The sequence below is a fragment of the Dietzia cinnamea NBRC 102147 genome (genome assembly GCF_001571065.1).
GTDB lineage: Bacteria > Actinomycetota > Actinomycetes > Mycobacteriales > Mycobacteriaceae > Dietzia > Dietzia cinnamea.
In genome coordinates, this window is sequence record NZ_BCSW01000002.1 from 1 (window position 1) to 24,284 (window position 24,284).

Annotated in this window: 22 protein-coding genes and 2 pseudogenes; 15 read left to right on the top strand and 9 right to left on the bottom strand. The window is 71.4% G+C overall.

Features of this window, described 5'->3' with window-relative positions:
- Positions 1–743: substrate-binding domain-containing protein (locus tag DCI01S_RS01090; protein ID WP_244881622.1), on the top strand; the 743-nt coding region annotated here is incomplete at its 5' end.
- Positions 744–753: 10 nt separating this feature from the next.
- On the opposite strand, the gene DCI01S_RS01095 is transcribed toward DCI01S_RS01090, so the two are convergent.
- Entirely contained in the window at positions 754–1,380 is a 627-nt protein-coding gene (locus tag DCI01S_RS01095) for a TetR/AcrR family transcriptional regulator (protein ID WP_438356732.1), read from the bottom strand.
- Between the two features lie 112 nt (positions 1,381–1,492).
- Here DCI01S_RS01095 and DCI01S_RS01100 point away from each other — a divergent pair, with 112 nt between their 5' ends.
- From DCI01S_RS01100 to DCI01S_RS01125, 6 genes are all read left to right on the top strand, one after another.
- Entirely contained in the window at positions 1,493–3,160 is a 1,668-nt protein-coding gene (locus DCI01S_RS01100; protein WP_061227584.1) for a class I adenylate-forming enzyme family protein, read from the top strand.
- 41 nt (positions 3,161–3,201) lie between these two features.
- Positions 3,202–4,554 (top strand): MFS transporter, encoded by a 1,353-nt coding sequence (locus DCI01S_RS01105; protein ID WP_174521500.1) that lies wholly within the window; start codon positions 3,202–3,204, stop codon positions 4,552–4,554.
- 81 nt (positions 4,555–4,635) lie between these two features.
- Positions 4,636–5,709, top strand: a complete 1,074-nt coding sequence (locus tag DCI01S_RS01110; protein WP_061227585.1) for a phosphotransferase family protein — start codon at positions 4,636–4,638, stop codon at positions 5,707–5,709.
- A 77-nt stretch (positions 5,710–5,786) separates the two neighbouring features.
- Entirely contained in the window at positions 5,787–6,548 is a 762-nt protein-coding gene (locus DCI01S_RS01115; protein ID WP_061227671.1) for an SDR family NAD(P)-dependent oxidoreductase, read from the top strand.
- A gap of 38 nt (positions 6,549–6,586) precedes the next feature.
- Positions 6,587–7,792 (top strand): acyl-CoA dehydrogenase family protein, encoded by a 1,206-nt coding sequence (locus DCI01S_RS01120; RefSeq protein WP_061227586.1) that lies wholly within the window; start codon positions 6,587–6,589, stop codon positions 7,790–7,792.
- A 71-nt stretch (positions 7,793–7,863) separates the two neighbouring features.
- Positions 7,864–9,006: a thiolase family protein gene (locus tag DCI01S_RS01125; protein WP_061227587.1), complete on the top strand. Its 1,143-nt coding sequence runs from the start codon at positions 7,864–7,866 to the stop codon at positions 9,004–9,006.
- 203 nt (positions 9,007–9,209) lie between these two features.
- On the opposite strand, the gene DCI01S_RS01130 is transcribed toward DCI01S_RS01125, so the two are convergent.
- Complete coding sequence (locus tag DCI01S_RS01130; RefSeq protein WP_061227588.1) at positions 9,210–10,313, bottom strand: zinc-binding dehydrogenase; 1,104 nt, start codon at positions 10,311–10,313, stop codon at positions 9,210–9,212.
- Positions 10,314–10,449: 136 nt separating this feature from the next.
- On the opposite strand from DCI01S_RS01130, the gene DCI01S_RS01135 reads away from it, so the two are divergent.
- The 3 genes and pseudogenes from DCI01S_RS01135 to fabG all read left to right on the top strand — a co-directional run bounded on the left by DCI01S_RS01135 (position 10,450) and on the right by fabG (position 12,679).
- Positions 10,450–11,640, top strand: a complete 1,191-nt coding sequence (locus tag DCI01S_RS01135) for an acyl-CoA dehydrogenase family protein (RefSeq protein WP_061227589.1) — start codon at positions 10,450–10,452, stop codon at positions 11,638–11,640.
- A 65-nt stretch (positions 11,641–11,705) separates the two neighbouring features.
- Positions 11,706–11,939 (top strand): annotated as a pseudogene (locus tag DCI01S_RS01140) (CoA transferase); the annotation flags it as partial.
- Positions 11,939–12,679, top strand: coding sequence for a 3-oxoacyl-ACP reductase FabG (gene fabG, locus DCI01S_RS01145; protein WP_061227591.1), 741 nt, complete (start codon positions 11,939–11,941; stop codon positions 12,677–12,679). The pseudogene DCI01S_RS01140 and the gene fabG, both read left to right, overlap by 1 nt.
- Positions 12,680–12,695: 16 nt before the next feature.
- On the opposite strand, the gene DCI01S_RS01150 is transcribed toward fabG, so the two are convergent.
- Both DCI01S_RS01150 and DCI01S_RS01155 read right to left on the bottom strand, forming a co-directional pair.
- Positions 12,696–13,463, bottom strand: coding sequence for a FadR/GntR family transcriptional regulator (locus DCI01S_RS01150; RefSeq protein ID WP_243699641.1), 768 nt, complete (start codon positions 13,461–13,463; stop codon positions 12,696–12,698).
- A 19-nt stretch (positions 13,464–13,482) separates the two neighbouring features.
- Positions 13,483–14,475 carry a MaoC family dehydratase gene (locus DCI01S_RS01155; protein WP_061227592.1) on the bottom strand — a complete coding sequence of 331 codons (993 nt, stop codon included), beginning with the start codon at positions 14,473–14,475 and terminating at the stop codon, positions 13,483–13,485.
- 114 nt (positions 14,476–14,589) lie between these two features.
- Here DCI01S_RS01155 and DCI01S_RS01160 point away from each other — a divergent pair.
- The 4 genes and pseudogenes from DCI01S_RS01160 (at position 14,590) to phoH2 (ending at position 18,900) form a co-directional block, all read left to right on the top strand.
- Positions 14,590–15,535, top strand: a pseudogene (locus DCI01S_RS01160) (acyl-CoA dehydrogenase family protein).
- A 13-nt stretch (positions 15,536–15,548) separates the two neighbouring features.
- Positions 15,549–16,001: a MaoC family dehydratase gene (locus DCI01S_RS01165; protein ID WP_061227593.1), complete on the top strand. Its 453-nt coding sequence runs from the start codon at positions 15,549–15,551 to the stop codon at positions 15,999–16,001.
- A gap of 49 nt (positions 16,002–16,050) precedes the next feature.
- Positions 16,051–17,274: an acetyl-CoA C-acetyltransferase gene (locus tag DCI01S_RS01170; protein WP_243699647.1), complete on the top strand. Its 1,224-nt coding sequence runs from the start codon at positions 16,051–16,053 to the stop codon at positions 17,272–17,274.
- Positions 17,275–17,544: 270 nt separating this feature from the next.
- Positions 17,545–18,900: an RNA 5'-3' helicase PhoH2 gene (phoH2, locus tag DCI01S_RS01175; protein ID WP_061227594.1), complete on the top strand. Its 1,356-nt coding sequence runs from the start codon at positions 17,545–17,547 to the stop codon at positions 18,898–18,900.
- 128 nt (positions 18,901–19,028) lie between these two features.
- On the opposite strand, the gene DCI01S_RS01180 is transcribed toward phoH2, so the two are convergent.
- Both DCI01S_RS01180 and glpX read right to left on the bottom strand, forming a co-directional pair.
- Positions 19,029–20,432: a class II fumarate hydratase gene (locus DCI01S_RS01180; protein ID WP_061227595.1), complete on the bottom strand. Its 1,404-nt coding sequence runs from the start codon at positions 20,430–20,432 to the stop codon at positions 19,029–19,031.
- A 70-nt stretch (positions 20,433–20,502) separates the two neighbouring features.
- On the bottom strand, positions 20,503–21,513 hold the full coding sequence (gene glpX, locus DCI01S_RS01185) for a class II fructose-bisphosphatase (RefSeq protein WP_061227596.1): 1,011 nt from the start codon (positions 21,511–21,513) through the stop codon (positions 20,503–20,505).
- A gap of 145 nt (positions 21,514–21,658) precedes the next feature.
- Between glpX and DCI01S_RS01190 the strand changes: the two genes are divergently transcribed.
- Positions 21,659–22,219: a DUF4245 domain-containing protein gene (locus DCI01S_RS01190; protein ID WP_061227597.1), complete on the top strand. Its 561-nt coding sequence runs from the start codon at positions 21,659–21,661 to the stop codon at positions 22,217–22,219.
- Positions 22,220–22,266: 47 nt separating this feature from the next.
- Here the strand turns inward: DCI01S_RS01190 and DCI01S_RS01195 are convergent, their stop codons facing one another.
- Genes DCI01S_RS01195 through DCI01S_RS01205 form a run of 3 tightly spaced genes read right to left on the bottom strand, consistent with a single transcriptional unit; the run spans position 22,267 to position 24,223 of the window.
- Positions 22,267–22,500: an exodeoxyribonuclease VII small subunit gene (locus DCI01S_RS01195; RefSeq protein WP_061227598.1), complete on the bottom strand. Its 234-nt coding sequence runs from the start codon at positions 22,498–22,500 to the stop codon at positions 22,267–22,269.
- Positions 22,500–23,849, bottom strand: coding sequence for an exodeoxyribonuclease VII large subunit (gene xseA, locus DCI01S_RS01200; RefSeq protein ID WP_061227599.1), 1,350 nt, complete (start codon positions 23,847–23,849; stop codon positions 22,500–22,502). The genes DCI01S_RS01195 and xseA overlap by 1 nt, the downstream gene beginning before the upstream one ends.
- The gene (locus DCI01S_RS01205; RefSeq protein ID WP_236885286.1) at positions 23,846–24,223 is read right to left on the bottom strand and encodes a hypothetical protein; all 378 of its coding nucleotides are present in this window, start codon (positions 24,221–24,223) and stop codon (positions 23,846–23,848) included. The genes xseA and DCI01S_RS01205 overlap by 4 nt, the downstream gene beginning before the upstream one ends.
- Between the last annotated feature and the right edge of the window lie 61 nt (positions 24,224–24,284).

The window sequence follows — 24,284 nt, forward strand, 5'->3', positions numbered from 1 at the left end:
GGGGGCCGATGACCGACGAGAGCGCGGGCATCGGCCCCCGCCTGCGCGTGGGATACGTCTCAGGTGTCCAGCCCGACAAGTGGCTCACCCGGTGGCGCGAGCGCAACCCCGGTGTGCCGATCACGGCCCGACGTGTGGGGGACCCGTGGCCGGATCTGGCCCGGTCCGCCGGGGAAGACGGGTTCGACGTGATCTTCCTCCGTGAGGCCGACGATGCGCCGCGGTCGGCGCCCCCGGGACTCCTGCGGATCCCCCTGTACACCGAGACCATGGCCGTGCTCGCCGAGAAGGACCACGAGCTCGGGGCGTTCGACTCGTTGAGCGCTGAGGACCTGGAGGCCGAGCGCTGGCTCGATCCGGTCGACGCGGTCACGGCGACGCCGGAGGAGGTGTCCGCCGCCGTCGACCTGGTCGCGGCCGGGGTCGGGCTGCTCGCCCTGCCGCTGCCGTACGCACGGTCGCTGAGCCGTCGGGACGTGGTGGCCCGTCCGCTCGAGGGCGTCCCGGCCACGCGGATGGGCGTGGCGTGGTCGCCCGCCAGGGAGGGCGACGAGCTGATCGACGAGTTCGTCGGGATCGTGCGGGGCCGCACGGCATCGACGTCGCGGGGTGCGGGGGAGCCGCCGCGTGAGAAGCGCACGGCCCGCGAGAAGACGGCGGCGAAGGCGCGTGCTCGCGCCGAGCGCGGGGCGCGGCCAGCGGAGCGGGGCGTGTCCCCGGCGAGGGGTAAGCGGAGGCGCTGACCGCCGCTGGTCAGCGGTCGGCTGCGCCGACCATCCGGCGGGCGAACTCGACGTGGCGACACACGACGTCGTCAGCGCTCAGCGGGCCGTCGGGTCGGTACCAGTTCGCGATTGAGACGCACAGTGACGCGATCGCCCGCGCCGCGTCCTCGGGGAACTCGCACGCGAAGTCGCCGGACCCGATGCCCGCGCGGATGGCGTCCTCGATCATCTTCTGCTGGGCATCGCGTTGGCCGACGTGGTGGGCGCGTACCTCCGGCTCCATGCTGCGCATCTCGGTGGAGGCGACGAACGCCTGGTCGCGCCGGGCCATGTGGAAGCGGGCGAGACATTCCACCACGTTCTCGAAGCGGGTCACCGGATCGTCGCCGGCATCGTCGGCGGCAGCGGCGGTGTTGGCGAGCATCTCGGTCATCGCGGTGTCGACCAGGGCGGCGAGGATCGCCTGCTTGGAGCGGTAGTGGTGGTACAGGCCGGGCACCGACAGGCCGGCGGCCTCGGCGATCATCCGGATAGAAGCTCCGTGGTAACCGTGGCGCGCGAACACGCCCAGCGCGGCGCGTAGGGGAGGGGAGAGCGCGTCGTCTCCGAATTCGCGCCAATCCGCCGTGGTCGCGATCTCCTCACTCATCCCCATCACCCTATAGCCGTCCTCCGCTTGACACCCAATGTGGCGTAGGCAACACTATGGCACACCGAGCGATCGCTCGGTCGGCTACGTCGGAACCGGCGGTGACGGGAGGAGCGAGATGAGTCAGAGCGACCCGCGACCATGGCGGGAGCTGTACCGTCCAGGGCTCGACGAGAGCGCGGTGGCGCGACGATCGAGCCTGGTCGAGGCGTGGCGCGAGCGCGTCACCGCGGCGCCGGATCGAGTGGCGATCGCCTACTTCGACACCGAGCTGTCCGCGGCCGAGGTCGACCAGATGTCCGACGCGCTCGCCACCGCGCTCCAGGTCCGCGGGGTGGCGCCGGGCGACCGGGTGGGCATCCACCTGCAGAACATCCCCCAGTACGCGCTGGCGATGCTCGCGCTGTGGAAGATCGGCGCCGCGGCCGTGGTGCTCAACCCGATGTACTTCGGACGCGAGCTCCTACTCCCGGTCGCCGACTCCGGCGCCGTCGGGATCATCGCCACCGACAGGGACGTGCCCGCCATCCGGGACGCCGTCAGCGGTACGGACGTGGCCTGGGTCGTCAGCACCAGCGAGCGGGATCTGCAGACGCGGAACGATCCCCGCGCGTTCGGCGACGAGCAGCCGGCGGAGCCCTCCGCGGACGGGGACCTCGTCGAGCTCATCCGCCGGTTCGAGGGTCGCGCGCCGGAGCAGGTCACGGTCACGCCGGACGATCTGGCGCTGCTCACCTACACGTCGGGCACGACCGGGCCGCCGAAGGGGGCCATGAACTCGCACGGCAACGTCGTCGCGGTCGCCCGGAGTCTCGCGGACTTCGTCGATGTGGCGCCGGGGGACGTCGTCCTGGCCATCGCGCCGCTTTTCCACATCACCGGCGCCGTCATCAACGCCACGCTCGCCCTCATCGGCGACGCGACGCTCGTCTTCGCGGGCCGGTTCCGACCCGAGGTCGTACTCGACGCGTTCCGTGAGCACGGCGTCACGTTCACGATCGGCTCGATCACCGCGTACAACGCGCTCATGCGCCTGGAGGACGCGGGCCCGGAACACTTCGCCGCGGTGAAGACCCTCTACAGCGGTGGTGCCCCCATCCCGCCGTCGACGGTCGAGCGGTTCGCCGAGCGGTTCGGGCACTACATCCACAACGGCTACGGCATGACGGAGACGACCTCCGGTGTGATCGCCGTGCCGCCGGGCCTGCGGGCGCCGGTCGACGCCGCCAGCGGCACTCTGTCGATCGGCGTGCCGCTGCCGGGGATCGACGCCGAGGTCGTCGACGCGGACGACGCCCCCGTCGCTCCCGGCGAACAGGGCGAACTCGTGCTGTCCGGGCCGCAGATCGTCTCCGGTTACTGGCGGAACGAGGAGGCCACCGCCGCGACCATGCCCGCCGGGCGGCTGCACACCGGTGACGTCGCCGTCATGGACACGGCCGGCTGGGTCTACCTCGTCGACCGCCTCAAGGACCAGATCAACGCCTCCGGTTACAAGGTGTGGCCGCGCGAGGTCGAGGACGCCCTCTACGAACACGACGCCGTGTTCGAGGCCGCCGTCGTCGGCCTGCCCGACGAGTACCGCGGGGAGAAGGTCGTCGCGTTCGTCTCGCTCAAGGCCGGCCGCACCGCCACGGAGGACGAGCTGATCGCGTTCGCCGCCGACCGGCTCGCCGCCTACAAGCGACCGGCCGAGGTCCACCTCGTCCCCGAACTGCCCAAGACCCAGACCGGCAAGATCCGCCGTCGCGAGCTCCGTGACGCACATGCCCCTGACCAGCGCTGACCGCGCGCCCCGAACCACCCCTCACACCGAAGGACACTGACATGGCCGAGGCCACCCTGAACCCCGGCGACAACGGCGGCACCACCGCCCACGCCGCGCCACCCGCGCAGACGGCACCGGGAAACCGCAACAGCATCCGCTCCCTGGCCGCCAGCACCACCGGGCAGCTGTTCGAGTGGTACGAGTGGACCGCCTACGCGGTCTTCGCGCCCTTCATCGCCGCAGCGATGTTCAACAACGACAACCCGGTGTCCGCGCTGCTGGCGACCCTCGCGGTCTTCGCCGTCGGCTTCCTCATGCGCCCCCTCGGCGGGATCGTCTTCGGCCGCATCGCCGACGTCAAGGGCCGCAAGTTCGTCCTCATCACCACCATGCTCATGATGGCCGGCGCCAGCCTGCTCATCGGCCTGCTCCCGAGCTACGAGACGCTCGGGATCTTCGCCTCGGCGCTGCTGCTCCTGTGCCGCATGATCCAGGGCTTCGCCCACGGTGGCGAGTCGGCCACCGCCTACAGCTACGTCGCCGAGATCGCACCGCCGCACCGTCGCGGCATGTGGGGCAGCCTCGTGTTCGTCGCCATCATGGGCGGCACCGTGATCGCCTACGGCATCGGCGGCGGCATCACCGCCGTGCTCTCCGAGTCCGCCGTCGGCGAGTGGGGCTGGCGCGTGCCGTTCCTGCTCGGCGCCGTGTTCGCACTGTTCGTGCTCTACCTGCGCCGCGGCATGGAGGAGTCCGACGTCTTCGACAAGGCCGCGGCCGAGGCCGAGGCGTCCGGCACCACCGTCACGTTCTCCCGGCGCAAGCTGGCCGGCGCGATCGCCCTCGTGGTGGCCATGGTCTCCGGCATCACGGTCGCGCACTACACGTGGAGCTCGTACGCCTCGACGTTCGCCATCACGCAGCGTGACATGGACTCGGAGGCCGCGTTCTGGGCGATCTTCGGCAGCCAGCTCATCGCCCTGTGCACCCTCCCGCTGTGGGGTCTGCTCTCGGACCACATCGGCCGTCGCCCGGTCATCTTCATCTTCGCCATCGGCACGATCATCACCACGCCGATGCTCATGGGGATGATCGACGACCGCCCGTGGACGCTGTTCGTGGCCTCGCTCATCGCGATGACGTTCGTCGCGGCCGCCGGGTCGATCCTGTCCTCGTTCATGTCCGAGGCGTTCCCCACAAAGATGCGCACCGCCGGGATCGGGTTCGCCTACTCCCTGTCGGTCGCGGTGTTCGGCGGCAGCGCCCCGTACCTCAACGCCCAGTTCATCGAGTGGGACCTGTACTGGATGATCAGCGCATACATCATCTTCCTGTGCGTCTGCACCATGGTCGCGACCGCCTTCATGAAGGAGACCCGGGGTCACGACCTGCACCGGGTCGGCCAGCACTGACACGGCGCCTCCGACCCACGCAGCCCAGGACTGCTCCGAACCGTTCACCCGGCCGCCCATCAACAGCGAGGATCGAACTCCATGACCCCATCATCGTCAGAGGCCACCGGCCTGTCGCTCGACCAGCTGCTCCGCCCCGACATCGTGGGTCCGAAGATCGCCGAGGCCACCGGCGACCGGGCGTGGACCGACTTCGACGCCGAGCTCATCGCCGGCGGCAAGTCGAACCTCACGTTCACGCTCCGCTCGGACGCCGGTGAGCTCATCCTGCGGCGGCCGCCCACGGGGAAGCTCCTGCCGAGCGCCCACGACATGGGCCGCGAGGCGCGCATCCAGCTCGGACTCGCGGACACGGACGTGCCGGTCGCGAAGGTGGTACTCAACGAGACCACCGGTGACGACCTGGGCGTGCCGTACTACGTGATGGAGAAGGTGGTCGGCCACGTCATCCGTGACGTGCTACCGCCGGGCTTCGCCGAGTCCGACGACGACAAGGCGGCCATGGCCGACGCCCAGATCGACGCCCTGGTCGCGCTCCATGCCGTGGACCAGGACGCCGTGGGCCTGTCCGATCTCGGACGCCCGGAGGGTTATCTGGAGCGACAACTCCGACGCTGGCTGGGCCAGTCGGAGAAGTCCAGTGCCTCCGTCCGGGCCGAGCGCCTGCCCGACCTGGCGGCGCGTCTCGGCGAGAGCATGCCCACCTCGCCGTCGTCGCGGATCATCCACGGTGACTACCGCCTGGACAACTACGTCGTCGACCCCGACGACCCCGGGCGCATCAAGGCGATCCTCGACTGGGAGCTGTCCACCCTCGGTGACCCCGTCGCCGACCTGGCGCAGACCGTCCTGTACTGGGGCGATCCCGACGGGCCGACGGTGCCGCTCATCCCCACCATCACCACCGAACCCGGGTGGCCGGGGCCGCAGCGCCTCCTCGACCGGTACTGCGACGCCACCGGCACGGACCCGTCCCACATGCCCTGGTACCTGGCGTTCGCCACGTTCAAGTTCGCCGCCATCGCGCAGGGCGTGGCCACCCGCTCCGAGGCCGGCGACATGGCCGGACAGGACTTCGGAGACATCGGCCCGCAGATCCGCGAGCTGGTCGACCACGGCCACTCGATCCTCGACTCCCGGAAGGGGACCACGTGATGACTGATCCCACCCCCGGCGCCTCCGATCCCGGTGCGCCGGCCCCCGTCGACCCGCGCACGGGACCGCAGTCGGCGGTGCCCGTTCTCGACCGCTTCCGGCTGGACGGCCGCGTCGCCGTGATCACCGGCGCGTCCTCCGGACTCGGGGCGGGATTCGCCCGCGCGCTGTCCTCGGCCGGCGCCACCGTCGTGCTCGCCGCCCGGCGCCGGGACCGGCTCGAGGCGCTCGCAGACGACCTGCGTGCGTCCGGCGGCACCGCGATGACCGTGGCCTGCGACGTCGCGGACCCGGAGGCCTGCGCGGCGATGGTCCGCGCGGTGATGGACGCGCACGGGCGCATCGACATCCTGGTCAACAACGCCGGTCTCGGCACCGCCGTGCCCGCCCTCAAGGAGACGCCCGAGCAGTTCCGCGGCGTGGTGGACGTCAACCTGAACGGCGCCTACTGGGCGGCCAAGGAGTGCGCGGCCGTCATGGGGCCCGGCTCGAGCATCGTCAACGTCGCCAGCGTGCTGGGACTGACCGCCGGCTTCGCGCCCCAGGCCGCGTACTCCGCGACCAAGGCGGCCGTTCTCGGCCTGACCCGAGACCTGGCGCACCAGTGGGGCAGCCGCCGCGGCATCCGCGTCAACGCGCTCGCCCCCGGGTACTTCGCCTCCGAGATGACCGACGAGATCCCCGAGAAGATGCTCGCCGACATCACCGGCAGCACCATCTTCGGGCGGCTCGGACTGCAGCCCGAACTCGACTCAGCGCTGGTCTTCCTCGCCTCCGACGCCTCGTCCTTCATCACCGGCGCGACTCTCGTGGTCGACGGTGGCATGACCCTGCACTGACCGCGTCCGCGCCGACAACCTTTACAGGAGTAGAAACAATGGAATTCGCTCACAGTCAGCGCAGCCTCGAGCTGCAGGAGAACATGTGGGAGTTCATGCGGGAGCATGTCTTCCCGGCCGAGCCCGTGTGGTCCGCGTACCTGCGCGAACACGGCGACAACGCCTACCCGCCGATCATGGAGGACCTCAAGGCCGAGGCCCGCCGCCGCGGCCTGTGGAACCTCTTCCTGCCCGAGTGGTCGGGCATCTCCAACCTCGAGTTCGCCGCCGTTTCGGAGATCACGGGATGGTCGCCCGTCATCGCCCCCGAGGCGATCAACTCGCAGGCCCCCGACACCGGGAACATGGAGACCTTCCACCTGTTCGGCACCGATGAGCAGAAGGCCAGGTACCTCGAGCCGCTCAAGGAGGGGAAGATCCGCTCGGCGTACGCCATGACCGAGCCCGATGTCGCCTCCTCGGACGCCACCAACATCCAGACCGTGATCCGCCGCGAGGGCGACGAGTACGTTATCAACGGCCGCAAGTGGTGGATCACCGGCATCGCCGACACCCGCTGCGAGATCCTCATCGTCATGGGCAAGACCGACCCCGACGCCGAGACCCACCGTCAGCAGTCCATGGTCCTCGTCCCGCGCGACACCCCGGGCCTGCGGATCGAGCGCAATCTGCCCCTCTTCGGCTACCAGGACCAGCACGGGCACTGTGAGCTGGTGTTCGACAACGTGCGGGTGCCCGCTTCGAACCTGCTCGGGGAGGAGGGGGCCGGCTTTGCGATCGCCCAGGCGCGCCTCGGACCGGGCCGCATCCACCATGCCATGCGCGCCATCGGGATGGCCGAGCGGGCGCTCGCGCTGATGGTGGACCGCGCCAAGTCGCGCCACGCGTTCGGCGGGTCGCTGGCGAGCCAGGGCGTGGTGCAGGAGCACATCGCCAACTCGCGGATCGAGATCGACCAGGCGCGCCTGCAGGTCCAGCACTGCGCGTGGATGATCGACACCGTCGGCGCCAAGGAGGCCCGCTTCGAGATCTCGGCCATCAAGGTCATCGCGCCGCAGGTCGCGTGCGCGGTCATCGACCGGGCCATCGAGGTCTTCGGCGGCGCCGGCGTCTCCGACGACACCCCGCTCGCGTACTTCTACGCCTGGGCGCGCGCCCTGCGGATCGTCGACGGCCCGGACGCGGTCCACCGCCGCACGATCGCGCGAGGCGAACTGAAGAAGACCCCGCCGTACATCGGATAACCCTAGGCTGTCCTACCAGTAGCCGGGGCGACCGGCACCGGGGGACGCACGAGAGAGAAGGAAGAACCTACATGGGTGCAGTGATAGTGGAGGCCGTGCGTAGCGCGGTGGGTAAGCGCAACGGCGGCCTGGCCGGGGTGCACCCGGCCGACCTGTCGGGCGTGGTGCTCAACGGGCTCGTCGAGCGCGCGGGGATCGACCCGGCGGTCGTCGAGGACGTCATCTGGGGCTGTGTGACGCAGGCCGGTGAGCAGGCCGGCGACATCGCCCGGACCGCTGCCCTGTCCGCCGGGTGGCCCGAGACGGTCAACGGCGTGACGATCGACCGGCAGTGTGGGTCGTCACAGCAGGCGCTGAGCTTCGCTGTCGCGGTGGTCGAGTCCGGCTACCACGACGTGGTCGTGGCCGGCGGCGTGGAGTCGATGACCCGCGTGCCGATGGGCTCGCACGTGTCGTCCGATTCGTTCCCCTACGGGCAGCAGTTCATGGACCGGTACAACGGCATCGCGCCCAACCAGGGCGTGGGCGCCGAGATGATCGCCGAGCGGTGGGGCTTCTCCCGCACCCAGCTCGACGAGTTCGCCGTGGCCTCGCACGAGAAGGCCGCCGCCGCCCAGGACGCCGGCTTCTTCGCCGGGCACATCGTGCCGGTGACCACCCCGGACGGCGTGTTCGACACCGACCAGGGCATCCGCCGCGGCAGCACCGTCGAGGCACTGTCCGGGCTCAAGACGCCGTTCAAGGAGGATGGCGTCATCCACGCCGGTAACGCCTCGCAGATCTCCGACGGCTCGGCGGCAATCCTGGTGATGAGCGAGGAGGCGGCCGCGAAGTACGGCTGCACCCCGCTGGCGCGCGTGCACACCGCGACCCTCGCCGGCGACGATCCGGTCATCATGCTCACCGCGCCGATCCCCGCCACGGCCAAGGCGCTGACCAAGTCCGGCCTGTCGATCGACGACATCGGGGTGTTCGAGGTCAACGAGGCCTTCGCCTCCGTGCCGATGGCGTGGCTGGCCGACACCGGCGCGGACCCGGCCAAGCTCAACCCGAACGGCGGCGCGATCGCCCTCGGGCACCCGCTCGGCGGCTCCGGCGCGCGTATCTTCGCCGACCTGGTCCACCACATGAAGGACGAGGGCATCAAGTACGGCCTGCAGACGATGTGTGAGGGCGGCGGCCAGGCCAACGCCACCATCATCGAACTGCTCTGACCGGCTCGATCAGCGCTACCCGACCCCCGGCCCCCGCCACGACGGCGGTGGGCCGGGGGTCGCTGCGTGTGCGGGTCATCCGGCGTGCGCGCGGTACCCGGCGGCCGCCGCACCGCCTATTGCCGTTCGCCACCATCCAGAAGACGATTTCGCCTGTGTCGACCGAGTAGATCTGTGCGAAAGGCTCTTCTCGACGCGTGAGTTCAGTCGCCGGTGAGGACGATGGCGCGCCCGAGCACCTCGCCACGGTCGAGCGCCTCGTAGGTCCGCGGCGCCTCGGCCATCGGGACACGCCGCGAGATGACCTGGCCGAGGTCCAGCTTGCCGGCGGCCAGCAGGCGGATGAGGGCGGGGACGTCCTGTCGGGCCCGCGCTCCGTACGAGCCCTTGATCTGGATCTTCCGACGGACGATGCGCGCCAGGTCCGCGTCCAGCGACGTCCCGGCCGACGGGATGCCCACCACGACGACGCGCCCGCCCTCTCTGGCGACCTCGGTGGCTTGGCGGGTCGTGACCGCGGAGCCGAGCGCCTCGAATGCCGCGTCGACGCCCCGTCCGCCCGTGATCTCCATGACGGCGGCCGTCGCGTCGGTCTGCGCCGAGTTGATGGTGTGGGTGGCGCCCATACGGCGGGCGAGCGCGAGCTTGTCGTCGTCGACGTCGATCGCGATGACCGATTCCGCGCCGCTCACCGCGGACAGCTGGACGATGTTCTGGCCGACGCCGCCGACCGCCACCACCGCGACCGACTCCCCGGTGCGGACATCGCCGACGTTGCGGACCGCCCCGTATGCGGTGAACATCGAGCACCCGAGGATCGCCGAGTCGGTCAGGTCCAGTTCCTCGGGGAGGGGGAACACGGCCGTGGCCGGGGTGACGCTGTACTCGGCCAGCCCGCCCATGGAGTACATGGACAGCGGTTCGCCGGAGGCCCGGCGGAGCCGGCTCTCGCCGTCGTACAGGGTGCCCCGCAGCCGGTTGTACTCGAAGAACGTGGAGCAGATGTCCTCCATGCCGCGCGCGCAGTTCTCGCAGTAGCCGCACGGCATGATGAACGAGCCGACCACGCGGTCGCCGGGGCGAACGGTGGTGACGCCGCGGCCGACCTCGGCCACGACGCCCGAGATCTCGTGGCCGAGCACGCCGGGGAGCGGGAATCCGACCTCGCCCTTCATGACGTGGAGGTCGGTGTGGCACACCCCGCAGGCGTGGTTGTGCACGAGGACCTCGCCCTCGCGGGGTTCGGGGATCGGGATGTCCTCGATCACCAGCGGGGATCCGGTCTCGACACACACGGCGGCCTTCATGGCGCCGACTGTACTCAGGCGCCGGCGCCCACCTCAGCAGATCCGATGGCACTCAGGGGCGGATGAAGCTCCCCGCTAACGATGATCATAGTTGGTAGCATCCAGGCGACGCGCTGGAAGCGGCGGAAGGCGGGCGATGAACACGACGGTGGCGGACCCGGAGGTCTCCGGGGACGATTTCGCGGACATCCTCGCGACCACGCGCGACTACATCCGCACGGTGGTGCTGCCGCGTGAGCAGGAGATCGCGGACGCCGACGAGGTCCCGGCGGACATCCGCACGGGGCTGGCCGACCTGGGCCTGTTCGGTTACGCGATACCGCAGCGCTGGGGCGGCCTGGGGTTGGACCTGACCCAGGACGTCGAGTTGGCGATGGAGTTCGGGTACACGACCCTCGCGATGCGGTCCCTGTTCGGTACCAACAACGGGATCGCCGGGCAGGTGCTGGTGAACTTCGGGACGGACGAGCAGAAGGCGAGGTGGCTGGGGCCGATCGCCTCCGGGGAGGTGATCGCGTCGTTCGCCCTCACGGAAGACGGCGCGGGGTCGAGCCCAGCGGGGCTGACCACTAGGGCGGTGCGCGACGGAGCCGACTGGGTGATCGACGGGACCAAGCGTTTCATCACCAACGCGCCGCTCGCCGGCCTGTTCGTCGTGTTCGCCCGGACCCGCCCCGCCGACGCCGACGGCACCGGCATCGCCGTCTTCCTCGTCCCCGCGGACACGCCGGGCGTGACGGTGGGGCCCAAGGACGAGAAGATGGGTCAGGAGGGTGCCTGGACCGCCGAGGTCAGCTTCCAGGCCGTCCGCGTACCTGACGATGCGTTGGTCGGCGGTGACGAGGACACGGGCTACCGGGCCGCGATGACCTCGCTGGCGCGGGGCCGCGTGCACATCGCCGCGTTGGCGGTCGGTGCCGCGCAGCGCGCATTGGACGAGTCGCTCGCGCACGCCTCCACCGCAACCCAGGGCGGGACGGTGATCGGTGAGTTCCAACTGGTACAGGCGATGTTGGCGGATATCCAGGTGGGCGTGATGGCGGGTCGCGCGATGGTCCGCGAGGCCGCCGCGAAGTATCACTGTGGTGAGGACCGCCGGATCGCCCCGTCGGCAGCCAAGCTCTACTGCACCGAGATGGCCGGTCGGGCCGCCGACCTGGCCGTCCAGATCCACGGTGGCAGCGGGTACATCCGCGGCGTCCCCGTCGAGCGGATCTACCGGGACGTCCGGCTGCTGCGCCTGTACGAGGGGACCAGCGAGATCCAGAGGCTCATCATCGGTGGCGGCCTCGTCCGGGCGGCCACGCGGGCGGCGGGTAGCCGGTGACCGCCGCGGGGTCGGTGGGTGGTTCGCCCGACTCGGCGGAGCGGGCCGACAGTCCGGACCGGTTCGGTGTGCCGGCGGCGCGGCTCAACGACGTCGCCGGGCTGATCGAGCACCCGCAGCTCGAGGCCCGGAACCGCTGGCGCGAGGGGGAGACCCCGGCCGGCCCGGTCCGCGGACTGCTGCCGCCGATGACGTTCTCGGACGTCGAACTGCCGATGGGACGCGTGCCGGCGCTGGGCGAACACACCGAGGCGATCCTGGCCGAACTGGCCGGGGCACTGGACGAAGGGGACACATGATGGGACTGCTCGAGGGTCGGACCGCGGTCGTCACGGGGGCCGCGCGCGGGATCGGGCTGGAGATCGCCCGGACGTTCATCGCGAACGGGGCCCGGGTGGTGATCGGAGACATCGACGACGAGGCCGGCACCGCGGCGGTCGCCGACCTGGGGGGCGAGGACAACGCACGGTACGTGCACTGCGACGTGCGGGACGGCGCCGCGGTCGAGGCGATGATCGACGTCGCCGAGGAGGCGTTCGGGCCGCTCGGGGTGTTCGTCAACAACGCCGGGGTCACCCGCGACGCCACGATGCGCAAGATGACCGAGGAGCAGTTCGACGACATCATCGCCATCCACCTCAAGGGAAGCTGGAACGGCACCCGCGCGGCGGCGGGGCGCATGCGCGGCCACGGGGGCGGGGCGATCGTCAACATCTCCTCGATCTCCGGGAAGGTCGGGCTGGTGGGCCAGACCAACTACTCGGCGGCCAAGGCCGGGATCGTCGGACTGACCAAGGCCGCGGCCAAGGAGGTCGCCTTCGCGGGCGTGCGCGTCAACGCCGTCCAGCCCGGGCTCATCCGGACCGCGATGACGCTCGCGATGCCCGAGCACATCTGGGAGGAGAAGATGGCCGAGATCCCCATGGGGAGGGCGGCCGAACCGAGCGAGGTCGCGCAGGTGGTGCTGTTCCTCGCCAGCGACATGTCGAGCTACATGACCGGCACGGTCCTGGAGATCACCGGCGGTCGGCACATCTGACACCGCGCCGCGCCCGTCACCAGGCGAGGTCCCATCGGATCGGCTGCTCCAACGCCGCGCGGAACTTCTTCTTCAGATAGTGGTGGTGGTCCGTGATGTGCTGCGCCATGAGGTCGTGGGCCGCCACGGCGTCGCGGTCGGCGATCGCCCGGTAGATGTCCTCGTGGATCGCGCACGTGTGATCGCGCTGTCGCTTCGGGTAGGCCACCCCCATGGATGCGCCCGCCAGGATCCCGAGCAGCGCGTCGAAGAGATAGCCGAACAGGACGTTGCCCGACCCCCACGCGATGAGGGCGTGGAACCGCTCGGAGTCGTCGGTGAAGTACTCACCCCCCTCGGCCCCCTCGCGCGTGGCCTCGACGTTGAGGCGGAGCTCCTCCAGCGCCTCGCGGCTCATCCGCGCGGCGGCGAGCCTCGCTATCGACGGCTCCATCGCCGCCCTCGCCTCCATGATCGTGGAGAACGGGGCGTTCTCGAACTGCATGAGCAGGCTCAACGCGGCGGCGAGCGTCCCGCCGTCGGGCTGCTGGACGATCGGGCCGCCACCCGGCCCGGGTTTGAGGGTGATCGCCCCCTGGAGCTCCAGGTACCGCAGGGACTCCCGCAGCGTGCCCCGGCCGACGCCGTACTCCTCCAGCATGAGGTGCTCGGGCGGCAGCCGGTCACCGACGGTGTTGCCGCGCCGGGCGATGTCCTCGACGATCCGCTTCGCCACCAGTAGCGCCGTCTTCTGCGGACGCGAGACCCCGCCGGGCCCGCGCTGCGCATCGCCTGTCGTATCCATGTGCACCATCATCCTGCCTTCACGGCATGAGGACCGTGAAGGCCCAGTCCAGGACCTCCGCGTCGCCGTCGGGTCGGTGAGCACGCACCCGGGCGCGCAGGTCGAGTGCGGTGCCGCCGCCCTGGAGCGGCTCGGCGGTTCCCACCTCCAGCTCGCTGGACAGGGTGTCGCCCTCGCGCACGGGACCGGTGTGATCGCAGGACCGCCACCCGAGCACCGTCAGCATCGCCGGGAGGGCGCGCGTGGCCTGGGACAGCGCGAGGCCGATCGTGTGTCCGCCGTAGACGAGCCGCCGGCCGCCGGACACCCGCTCGTCGTGGTGGGTCTCCGCGATGTTGAGCGTGAGCCGGGCGAGTTCGGGCGCGCCGGTGACGACGTCCGCGCTCGAGCCCAGGACGGTGCCGGGCGCGGGGAGCGGATCGCCGGCACCGGGCACCGCGTCCCGATAGGCCGCCACGTCCCACCCGTCGGGCGCGGTCCACGGGCCGGGGTCGGAGGTGCCGATCGTCGACAGGTCGTCGGCGTGGTCGACGCGCTCGGGGTCGACGTCGGGGGACAGGGGGAGCATGGCGCAACGGTGGAAGTCCAGGACGGTCCGGCCGTGCTGGTCGGTGGTGGTCATCCGCAGCGCCGCCAGCCCGGTGGCCGGACGCCCCGGCCGCGGGGTGTTGCGCTTGAGGCCGACCACCTCGGTGCGCGTGGCGAGGGTGTCGCCGAGGTGCGGGTGGCGGTGGAACCTCAGCCCTCGGTAGAACAGGTTGGCCTTGACGCGCTGCGTCACGACGGTCGACTGGCCTATCGCGACGTCGGTGACGAGGCCGGGATGGGCGACGGGGCCGCCGGTGACCGCGGCGCCCAGCTGACGGTCGAGGGGGAGGCGGAGGCGGTCACCGAGGACGGCCTGGTGGGCCGCGGCCACGCCGTCGGTGAGGGTGAGCGCCGGCGCCCGGTCGAAGACCATGCCGCGCTCGAGATCGTCGAAGAACGGCCCGCCCGCGTAATCGATGCGCATGATTATCGACTATAGCGGTGCGGGTGGGGAGGATGGCGGGGGAACGCCGCAGCCGGCGGCGGGCGACGTGCGGCGGGGTGACCGCGGTGACGTGACGACGACGAGGTGGGACAGGTGCCGGAACTGAACGACGAAGAGTCCTACCTCGTTGCCACGGTCCGCCAGTTCATCGACCGTGAGGTCAAGCCGTCGGCGCGCGAGGTGGAGGACGCCGACACCTACCCCGAGCGCTGGATCGAGCAGATGAAGCAGATCGGTATCTACGGGCTCGCGGTGCCGGAGGAGTACGGCGGCATGCCGGTCTCCATGCCGTGCTACGTCCGGGTCACCGAGGAGCTGGCCCGCGGGTGGATGTCGTTGGCCGGGGCGATGGGCGGTCACACCGTGGTGGCCACGCTCCTGGCGCAGTTCGGGACCGAGGAACAGAAGCGGACCCACCTCCCTCGCCTGGCGACCGGCGAGATACGGGCGACGATGGCGCTCACCGAACCGGGCGGAGGATCCGACCTGCAGAACATGTCGACGGTCGCCCGCACCGACGGGAACGAGCTGGTCATCACCGGCGCCAAGACGTTCATCACCAACGCCCGTCGCTCGGGCCTCATCGCGCTGCTGTGCAAGACCGATCCGGAGGCGACCTCGCGCCACCGGGGGATGTCGATCGTGTTGGTGGAGCACGGCCCCGGGTTGACGGTCTCCCGTGACCTGCCCAAGCTCGGCTACAAGGGCGTCGAGACCTGCGAGCTCGCATTCGATGGGTACCGGACACCCGCGGACCGCGTGCTCGGCGGCGAGCCGGGCCGCGGCTTCGCCCAGATGATGAAAGGGCCTCGAGACGGGCCGCATCCAGGTCGCCAGCCGGGCGCTGGGCGTCGCGGCGGCGGCGATGCAGATCGCGCTGGACGCGGTCCGCATCCACGGCGGGTACGGCTACTCGACCGAGTTCGACATCGAGCGGTACTTCCGGGACGCCCCGCTGATGATCGTCGGCGAGGGGACCAACGAGATCCAGCGCAACGTCATCGCCTCGCAGTTGGTGGCGCGGGGTGGCCTGGGATGAGGAGAGGACGGATATGAAGGTATTCGAGGGACTGGACCAGGTCGAGGCGGCCGTCGGCCAGCACATCGGCTACAGCGAGTGGATGGAGATCACGCAGGAGCGCGTCGACGCGTTCGCCGACGCGACCGGGGACCACCAGTGGATCCACGTCGACCCCGCGCGGGCGGCGGAGGGGCCCTACGGCACGACCATCGCCCACGGTTACCTCACCCTGTCGCTGTTGCCGGTGCTCGGTAACCAGGTCATGGACATCCGCGGGTTCTCGATGATGATCAACTACGGGCTCGGCAAGGTGCGGTTCCCCGCGCCCGTCCCGGTGGGATCCCGGATCCGGGCCGGCGTCGAGCTGACCTCACTCGACCGCAAGCCCTCCGGCGCCCAGCTCACCACGCTCGTCACGGTCGAGATCGAGGGCGGCGACCGGCCGGCGGTGGTCGCCGAGGCCATCCGCCTCATGGTCGAGTGACGGACCGCAGGCGGGAGGACGCGCGGTGAACCCGCGGATGACCGAGGCCCTGGCCGACGTCGTGATCTGCGAGCCGGTACGCACGGCGGTCGGGCGCAGGCACGGCGTGTTCGCGCCGCTGCAGGCCGCCGACCTGGCCGCGGCCGCGATCACCGGTCTGCTCGAGCGCACCGGACTCGGCACGGCCGACGTCGACGACGTGATCCTCGGGCAGTGCTACCCCAACGGCGAGGCCCCCGCGATCGGCCGGGTCGCCGCACTCGACGCCGGCCTGGACATCAGCACACCGGGGATCCAGATCGACCGCCGCTGCGGTTCGGGCCTGCAGGCCGTGCTGAACGCGGCGATGCAGGTCGCGGTCGGGGTCAGTGACGTGGTGATCGCCGGTGGTGCCGAGTCGATGTCGAACAGCGAGTTCTACTCGCTCGGGTTGCGTGGGGGCGTCCGCGGCGACCGGGTCGAGTTCATCGACCGCATCGCCCGCGGCCGCGTGACGTCCGGTGGTCGCGATCATCCCGTCCCCGGCGGGATGCTAGAGACCGCCGAGAACCTCCGCGCCGAGTACGCGATCTCCCGGGAGGAGCAGGACGAGCTGGCCGCCGAGAGTCAACGCCGGGCGATCGCGGCGCAGGACGCAGGGGTCTTCGACGAGGAGATCGTGCCGGTGCGGGTCCGGCGGGCGAAGGAGGACCTCGTCGTCGTCGACACCGACGAACACCCCCGGCGAGGCGTCACGGCCGAGTCCCTCGCCGCGCTACGGCCCGTCCGATCGCGCGTCGACCCCGAGGCGACGGTGACGGCCGGCAACGCCTCGGGGGAGAACGACGGCGCCTCGGTGTGCGTGGTCACGACCCGGCGTCGCGCGGCGGAGCTGGGCCTGCGCGCGTTCGTCCGGCCGCTGGGATGGGCGGTCTCCGGCGTGCATCCCGCGCGGATGGGGATCGGCCCGGTCCCGGCCACGGCCGAGCTGCTCGGGAAGCTCGACCTGAGCCTCGCGGACTTCGACCTCATCGAGCTGAACGAGGCGTTCGCCGCCCAGGTGCTCGCGTGCCTGCGGGAGTGGGAGGCCGACCACGGCTTCACCACCGCTGACCGCGCGCGGCTCAACGTGCACGGGTCGGGAATCTCGCTCGGGCACCCCATGGGCGCGACCGGGACGCGGGTCCTCACCACCCTGGCGCGGGAGCTCGACCGGCGAGACGGACGGTTGGCGCTGGAGACGATGGGTCTCGGAGGAGGCCAGGGCCTCGCGGCGGCGTTCGAACGGGTGTGAGGGCCGCGGGCGGGGCCCGGAGTCGGCGGCCCGGAGGCGGCGGACGCGGAAGGCCGCGGAGAATTCACGTCGACTTAACTACAGCGATGTGATTCGGGGCGTAGCGTCGGGGCCAACGGTCGGTGGGGAAGCCGACCGTCGGGAGGCCCAGCCGATGATCGTTTTCCGCGATCGGGAGGGGGCCGGCACCCGGCCCTGTCGTCTCCGGACGACCTGGGCCGACCGGTCCATCCCGACACGACCGCGGGTGCCGCGGTCCAGGAGCGCGCCGTGACCGACACCGTCCGTACCTACGTCCTCGACACCTCGGTTCTGCTGTCCGACCCGTGGGCCGTCACCCGCTTCGCCGAGAACCGGGTGGTCCTACCCATCGCGGTGATCGGGGAGCTCGAGGCCAAGCGCCACCACCCCGAGCTGGGCTACTTCGCCCGCGAGGCACTGCGGCTTCTAGAGGACCTGCGCCTGCGCCACGGCCGCCTCGACGGCGACCTGCCCGTCACCGACACCGGCGGCACCCTCCGGGTCGAGCTCAACCACACCGACCAGTCGGTCCTGCCCGCCGGGTTCCGCGACACCGGCAACGACTCCCGGATCCTCGCCTGTGCGCTCAACCTGCGGGCCGAGGGCGACGACACCGTCCTCGTCTCCAAGGACGTCCCGCTCCGCGTCAAGGCGGGCTCGGTGGGACTGCCCGCGGACGAGTACCACGCGCAGGACGTCGTCCTCACCGGCTACAGCGGCGTCTCGGACCTGCCCGCCACCCAGGAGCTCGTAGACACCCTGTTCTCGACCGGCGGTGTCTCACCGCTCGCCGCCCGCGCGGCCGGCCTCGACGCCGAGACGCCCGTCCACTGCGGGGTGCGGGTACAGACCGACTCGTCCTCCGCGTTGGCCCGTGTCACCGACGACGGCGGCCTCAGGCTGGTCCGCGGCGACGTCGAGGTCTTCGGCCTGCGGGGCCGCTCGGCCGAGCAGCGTATCGCGATCGACTGCCTGCTCGACGAGTCGATCGGCATAGTCTCGCTCGGTGGCCGCGCCGGCACCGGCAAGTCCGCCCTCGCCCTGTGCGCCGGGCTCGAATCCGTGCTCGAGCGACGTCGACATCGCAAGATCGTCGTCTTCCGGCCCCTGTACGCCGTCGGCGGTCAGGAACTCGGCTACCTCCCGGGCAGCGAGTCGGAGAAGATGTCTCCCTGGTCGCAGGCCGTGTTCGACACCCTCGAGGGGCTCGTCAGCGAGAACGTGATCGACGAGGTGATGGATCGCGACATCCTCGAGGTGCTGCCACTGACCCACATCCGGGGCCGCAGCCTCCACGACTCGTTCGTGATCGTCGACGAGGCGCAGTCGCTCGAGCGCAACGTCCTGCTCACCGTGCTGTCCCGACTGGGCACCGGATCGAGGGTCGTGCTCACCCATGACGTGGCGCAGCGCGACAACCTCCGGGTCGGCCGGCACGACGGGATCCAGGCGGTGGTGGAGAAGCTCAAGGGCCACCCGCTGTTCGCCCACATCACGCTCAGCAGGTCCGAGCGCTCGGCCATCGCCGAGCTCGTCACGACCATGCTCGAGGAGTTCCAGCCGGACGCCTCGGTCGGTGCGCTGCGGCGCATCCACGCCGCCTGAGGCGGGCGGTCGGGGACCGGGCCCGCCCCTCGGGGCGAGGAATCCAGCGGAGAGAGGACGGCAGCGGCGCAGGGCCCGGGCGGAGTCGCCGGGGCCCTGCGCCTGTGTCCGGGTGCGGTGGCGGCGGGTCAGCGCTCGCGATCGAGACCCGTCATCCCGAGGACGTCGAGACGACGGTCGAGCTCCTCCTCGGACAGCGGGTCGGGGACGAAGCCCAGCGCGATGACCGCCTCGCGGATGGTCAGCCCCTCGGCGAGGGCGTGCTTGGCGACGCGGGCCGCCTCCTCGTAGCCGATCGCCGAGTTCAGCGGCGTGACGATCGAGGGGGAGGACTCGGCCAGACGGCGCATGCGGTCGACGTCCGGCTCGATGCCGTCGATGCACCGCTCGGCGAACAGGGTCGACGACGTGGACAGGATCCGGACCGACTCCAGCACGTTGCGGGCCATCACGGGGATGGCGGTGTTCAGTTCGAAGGCGCCGCTCGCGCCGGCCCAGGCGACCGCGGCGTCGTTGCCGACGACCTGGGCGGCGACCTGCGCGACCGTCTCGCACAGCACCGGGTTGACCTTGCCGGGCATGATCGACGACCCGGGCTGCAGGTCCGGCAGGTGCACCTCGGAGAGCCCGGTCATGGGGCCGGACCCCATCCAGCGGATGTCATTGGCGATCTTGGTCAGCGAGACCGCGACCGTGCGCAGTGCGCCCGACAGCTCGACGAGCCCGTCACGGGCGGCCTGGGCCTCGAACGGGTCCACGGCCAGGCGGAGCTCCTCGAGACCGGTGAGGGAACGCAGCTCCTCGACGACGGCGGAGCCGAACCCGTCCGGGGCGTTGAGCCCGGTGCCCGCTGCGGTGCCGCCGATCGGCAGCTCGCCCACGCGGGGCAGGGTGCCGCAGACACGCTCGATGCCGGCCCGGATCTGGCGGGCGTAGCCGCCGAACTCCTGACCGAGGGTGACGGGGACGGCGTCCATGAGGTGCGTGCGGCCGGGCTTGACCACGTCGCGCCACTGCTCGGCCTTCGACTCGAACGACTCCGCGAGCACGCCGAGGGCCGGCACGAGGTCGGCGATCACGACCTCCGTCGCAGCGACGTGCGTGGCCGTGGGGAACGTGTCGTTGGACGACTGCGACATGTTCACGTCGTCGTTCGGGTGGACCGTGACGCCCTCGGCCGCGCAGAGCGAGGCGATGACCTCGTTGGTGTTCATGTTGGAGCTCGTGCCCGACCCCGTCTGGAACACGTCGACGGGGAAGTGGTCGTCGACCTCGCCCTCGGCGATACGGCCGGCGGCCGCGACGATCGCGTTGACCTTCTCCCGGTCGAGCAGCCCGAGGCGCCCGTTGACGGTCGCGCAGGCGGACTTGAGCAGCCCGAGCGCGCGGATCTGCGTCCGCTCGAGGCCCCGGCCCGAAACGGGGAAATTCTCCACGGCGCGCTGGGTCTGTGCACGCCAGAGGGCGTCGACCGGGACCCGGACCTCGCCCATCGTGTCGTGTTCGATACGGAATTCAGTCTGATCGGCCATGGGGCCAGACTAGGCGCGCCCGCCGGGCCGTGCAGGAACTACGGCGCGGGCCCGGCGAGCGCGGGTGCCGTCAGCGGGCGTCGGCGGCCTGGCCGTAGTCGACGGCCGAGAACTCGCGGAGCTTCTCCATCTTGTGACGGCCCTCGACGTGGCGGACCGTGCCGGACTTGGACCGCATGACCAGGGACCGGGTGACGGCGCCGTTGGAGCGGTAGCTCACGCCCCGGACCATGTCGCCGTTGGTGATGCCGGTGGCGGCGAAGAAGCAGTTGTCGCCCTTGACGAGGTCGTCGGTGCCGAGGATGGCGTCGACGTCCAGGCCGGCGTCGACGGCCTTCTGCCGCTCCGCGTCGTCCTGCGGCCACAGCTGGCCCTGGATCTCGCCACCCATGCACTTCATGGCGCACGCGGTGATGATGCCCTCCGGCGTACCGCCGATGCCCATGAGCATGTCCACCGAGCTGTCGTCGGAGGCCGCCGCCACGCCGCCCGCGACGTCGCCGTCCATGATGAGACGGACCTTGGCGCCGGCCGCACGGATCTCGGCGATGAGCTCGGCGTGGCGGGGCCGGTCGAGCACGCACACCGTCATGTCGCCGACGTCGATGTTCTTGGCCTCGGCCACCGACCGGATGTTCCACTCGGTGGACCTGGACAGGTCGATCCGGCCGACGGCGTCCGGGCCGACCGCGATTTTGCGCATGTAGAACACCGCCGACGGGTCGAACATCGCGCCGCGCTCGGCGACCGCGATCACGGCGATCGAGTTGGGGCGACCCTCCGCCATGAGGCGGGTGCCGTCGATCGGGTCCACGGCCACGTCGACCGCCGGCCCGTCACCGGTGCCGACCTTCTCGCCGTTGTAGAGCATGGGCGCCTCGTCCTTCTCGCCCTCACCGATCACCACTGTGCCGTCCATGTCGACGGTCGAGATGAGCTCACGCATGGCGTCGACCGCGGCACCGTCGCCACCGTTCTTGTCGCCCCGGCCCACCCAGCGCCCGGCGGCGAGAGCGGCGGCCTCGGTCACACGGACCAGCTCCATGGCGAGGTTACGATCGGGGCGCTTGGCGTCTGACATAGGTGGTCTGGCTCCTCGGAGGCGGGCGCGGGCGCGACGGGGTCACGCGCGTGCGGCGGGTTGTCGGCGCTCATTGTTCCACCTCCGCCACCGGGCCGGGGCCCACGCACCGGAGTCGCCCCGGGTGGGTGGGATACTCACAGGCGTGGCCGAGGCGAAACCGAGAATCCTGCAGGGCAACCGCGACATGTTCTGGTCGGTGGTGGTGCTCATGGTCATCTGCGGACTCTTCGCCGGTGTCGCCGGACTGTGCACCTTCAGCCCGTCGGGCCCCGAGCAGGGGCAGATCCCGCAGTTCGACGCCGACGCGTCTTTGCGCCAGGACGCCCGCAGCCTCGAGTACCCGATCCGCTCGCCCGAGGTCCCCGCGGACTGGACCGCCAACTCCGGCCGCGTCCAGGGCTTCGCCGGCACCACCTCCAGCCACGTCGGCTGGGTGACCGGCGAACGCAGCTACGTCGAGCTCGTCCAGTCCGACGCACCGGAGGACGCGTTCCGCTCGCTGAACGGCGGCCCGCGGCCCGAGCGCACCATGGTGCCGATCGCCGGGCGGGAATGGACCGTCCTCACCGGCGACGACGTCCGCCCCGTGTGGGTGCTAGACCTCGACGACGTCCGCGTGGCCGTGACCGGCTCGGCGCCCACCGATCAGTTCGAGACGCTCGCCGCCGCCGTCCAGGACGCGGAGCCGCTCCCCGCGCAGTGATCGCCCGCGCGGGGAGGTGAGCCTTCCCGCATGACCGGGCGGCGGGCTCAGCCCCGGGCGGCGCCGCCCTCGTCGTCGTCGCCGAGGACCGCGTCGATGCGCGCACGGGCGCCGTCGAGATGCTCGGTGCACCGCGCGGCGAGTTCCTCGCCCCGCTCCCACAGGGCGAGGGAGGCGTCCAGGTCCTGGCCGCCGGCCTCGAGGATGCGGACCACCTCGATGAGCTCGTCGCGGGCCTGCTCGTAGCCCAGTTCGGAGACGGGGGTCTGCTCGTCGGACATCAGGACTGCTCCTCGGGGGTGTCGGACTCGGGGGTGTCGGACTCGGGGGTGTCGGTGGTGTGCGACCCGGTGGTGGTCGGCGCGGGGGCGGCGGTGCGGCCGGCGGCGGGCGTCGACCCGAGCACCGCCGCGGACAGGGCGCCGTCGGAGACCCGGATGCGCAGCTGGGAGCCGGGCGGGGCGTCGGCGATCGACGACACCACCCGGCCGTCGTGCACCCCGGCCACCGACTGGACCACCGCGTAGCCGCGGGCGAGGGTGGCCGCCGGGCCCAGGGTGGTCAGGCGCGCCGACAGGTGGCCGAGCGACGTGGACTCCGAGTCGATGATCCGGGTGATGTCGCGCCGCGCGGCCCGCAGCGCCTCGGCGACGACCTCCGCGCGCGAGTCGACGATCCCGTGGGGGTTCGCCATGCACGGCCGGGACCGCACCGCGGCGAGCTGGTTGCGCTCGCGCTCCACCCAGCCGCGCAGGGCCCGGGCGGTGCGGGCGCGCGCCTCGGCGATGCGGCGCCGCTCCTCGACCACGTCGGGGACGACGCGCTTGGCGGCGTCGGTGGGCGTGGCGGCACGCAGGTCGGCGACGAGGTCCGACAGCGGGGAGTCGGGCTCGTGTCCGATCGCCGAGACGACCGGCGTGCGGCACCGCGAGATCGCGCGGATCAACGCCTCGTCGGAGAAGGGGAGGAGGTCCTCGACGGAGCCGCCGCCGCGGGCGAGGATGATGACGTCGACGACGGGGTCCGCGTCCAGCTCGGCCAGCGCGTCGAGGATCTGGGGCACGGCCGACACGCCCTGCACGGCCGTGTTCCGCACGGCGAAACGCACGTCCGGCCAGCGGCCACGGGCGACCTCGACCACGTCGCGCTCGGCGGCGCTCGCCCGGCCCGTGATCAGACCGACGCACGTCGGCAGGAACGGCAGCGGTCGCTTGAGGCGGGGATCGAACAGACCCTCCGCCGCCAGGGCCTGCTTGAGCCGCTCGATGCGCGCCAGCAGCTCGCCCACGCCGACCGGGCGGATCTCCGAGACCTGGAGCGAGAACGAGCCGCGGCCCGTGTAGAAGCGCGGCGTGCCGCGCACCACGACCCGGCTGCCCTCCGTGACCGGGACGGGTGACTCGGAGATGAGCCGGGGCGGGCACGTCAGCGTCAGCGAATTGTCGACGGACGGGTCACGCAACGTGAGGAAGGCCGTGCGGGTGCCCGGGCGCAGACTCAACTGGGTGATCTGACCCTCGACCCACACCGCGCCCAGGCGGTGGATCCACGCGGCGATCTGGTCCGAGACGACCCGGACCGGCCACGGTGACTCGGGGCTGCTCGGGGTGCCGGGGGAGGAGGCGCTCACGCGTCGCGGGGGGTGACGCGGCCCGTCGGCACGTCCGGATCGTCATCGTCGTCACCGCCGCCGCGGGGCGCCCGCGACGAACCGTACACCCGGTAGGACACGTCGAGGACCTCCTCGGTCTCGTCCTCGTCGAACGTCGCCCACTCCGGCTGATCCGACCGGGCGGGGAAGACCGAGGCGAGCACCCTGTCGCCCTTGACGGCCAGGTCGGTGAGGGTCTGCCCCGCGTGCAGGTACGACTGCACCAGGCCGCCGGCGACCCGCACGGGCACGCCGGGCAGCGTGGACACCGCCTCGATCGCGCGGCCGGGCAGGGCCACGACGCGCTCGGCCGCGGTGGCGGCCAGACCGATCGAGGCACGGGTCAGAAACAATGGTCGGAGCATGCGGACCTCTCTGCCGGGGGGCGTGCGGGAGGCGTAATGGTCGAAATCC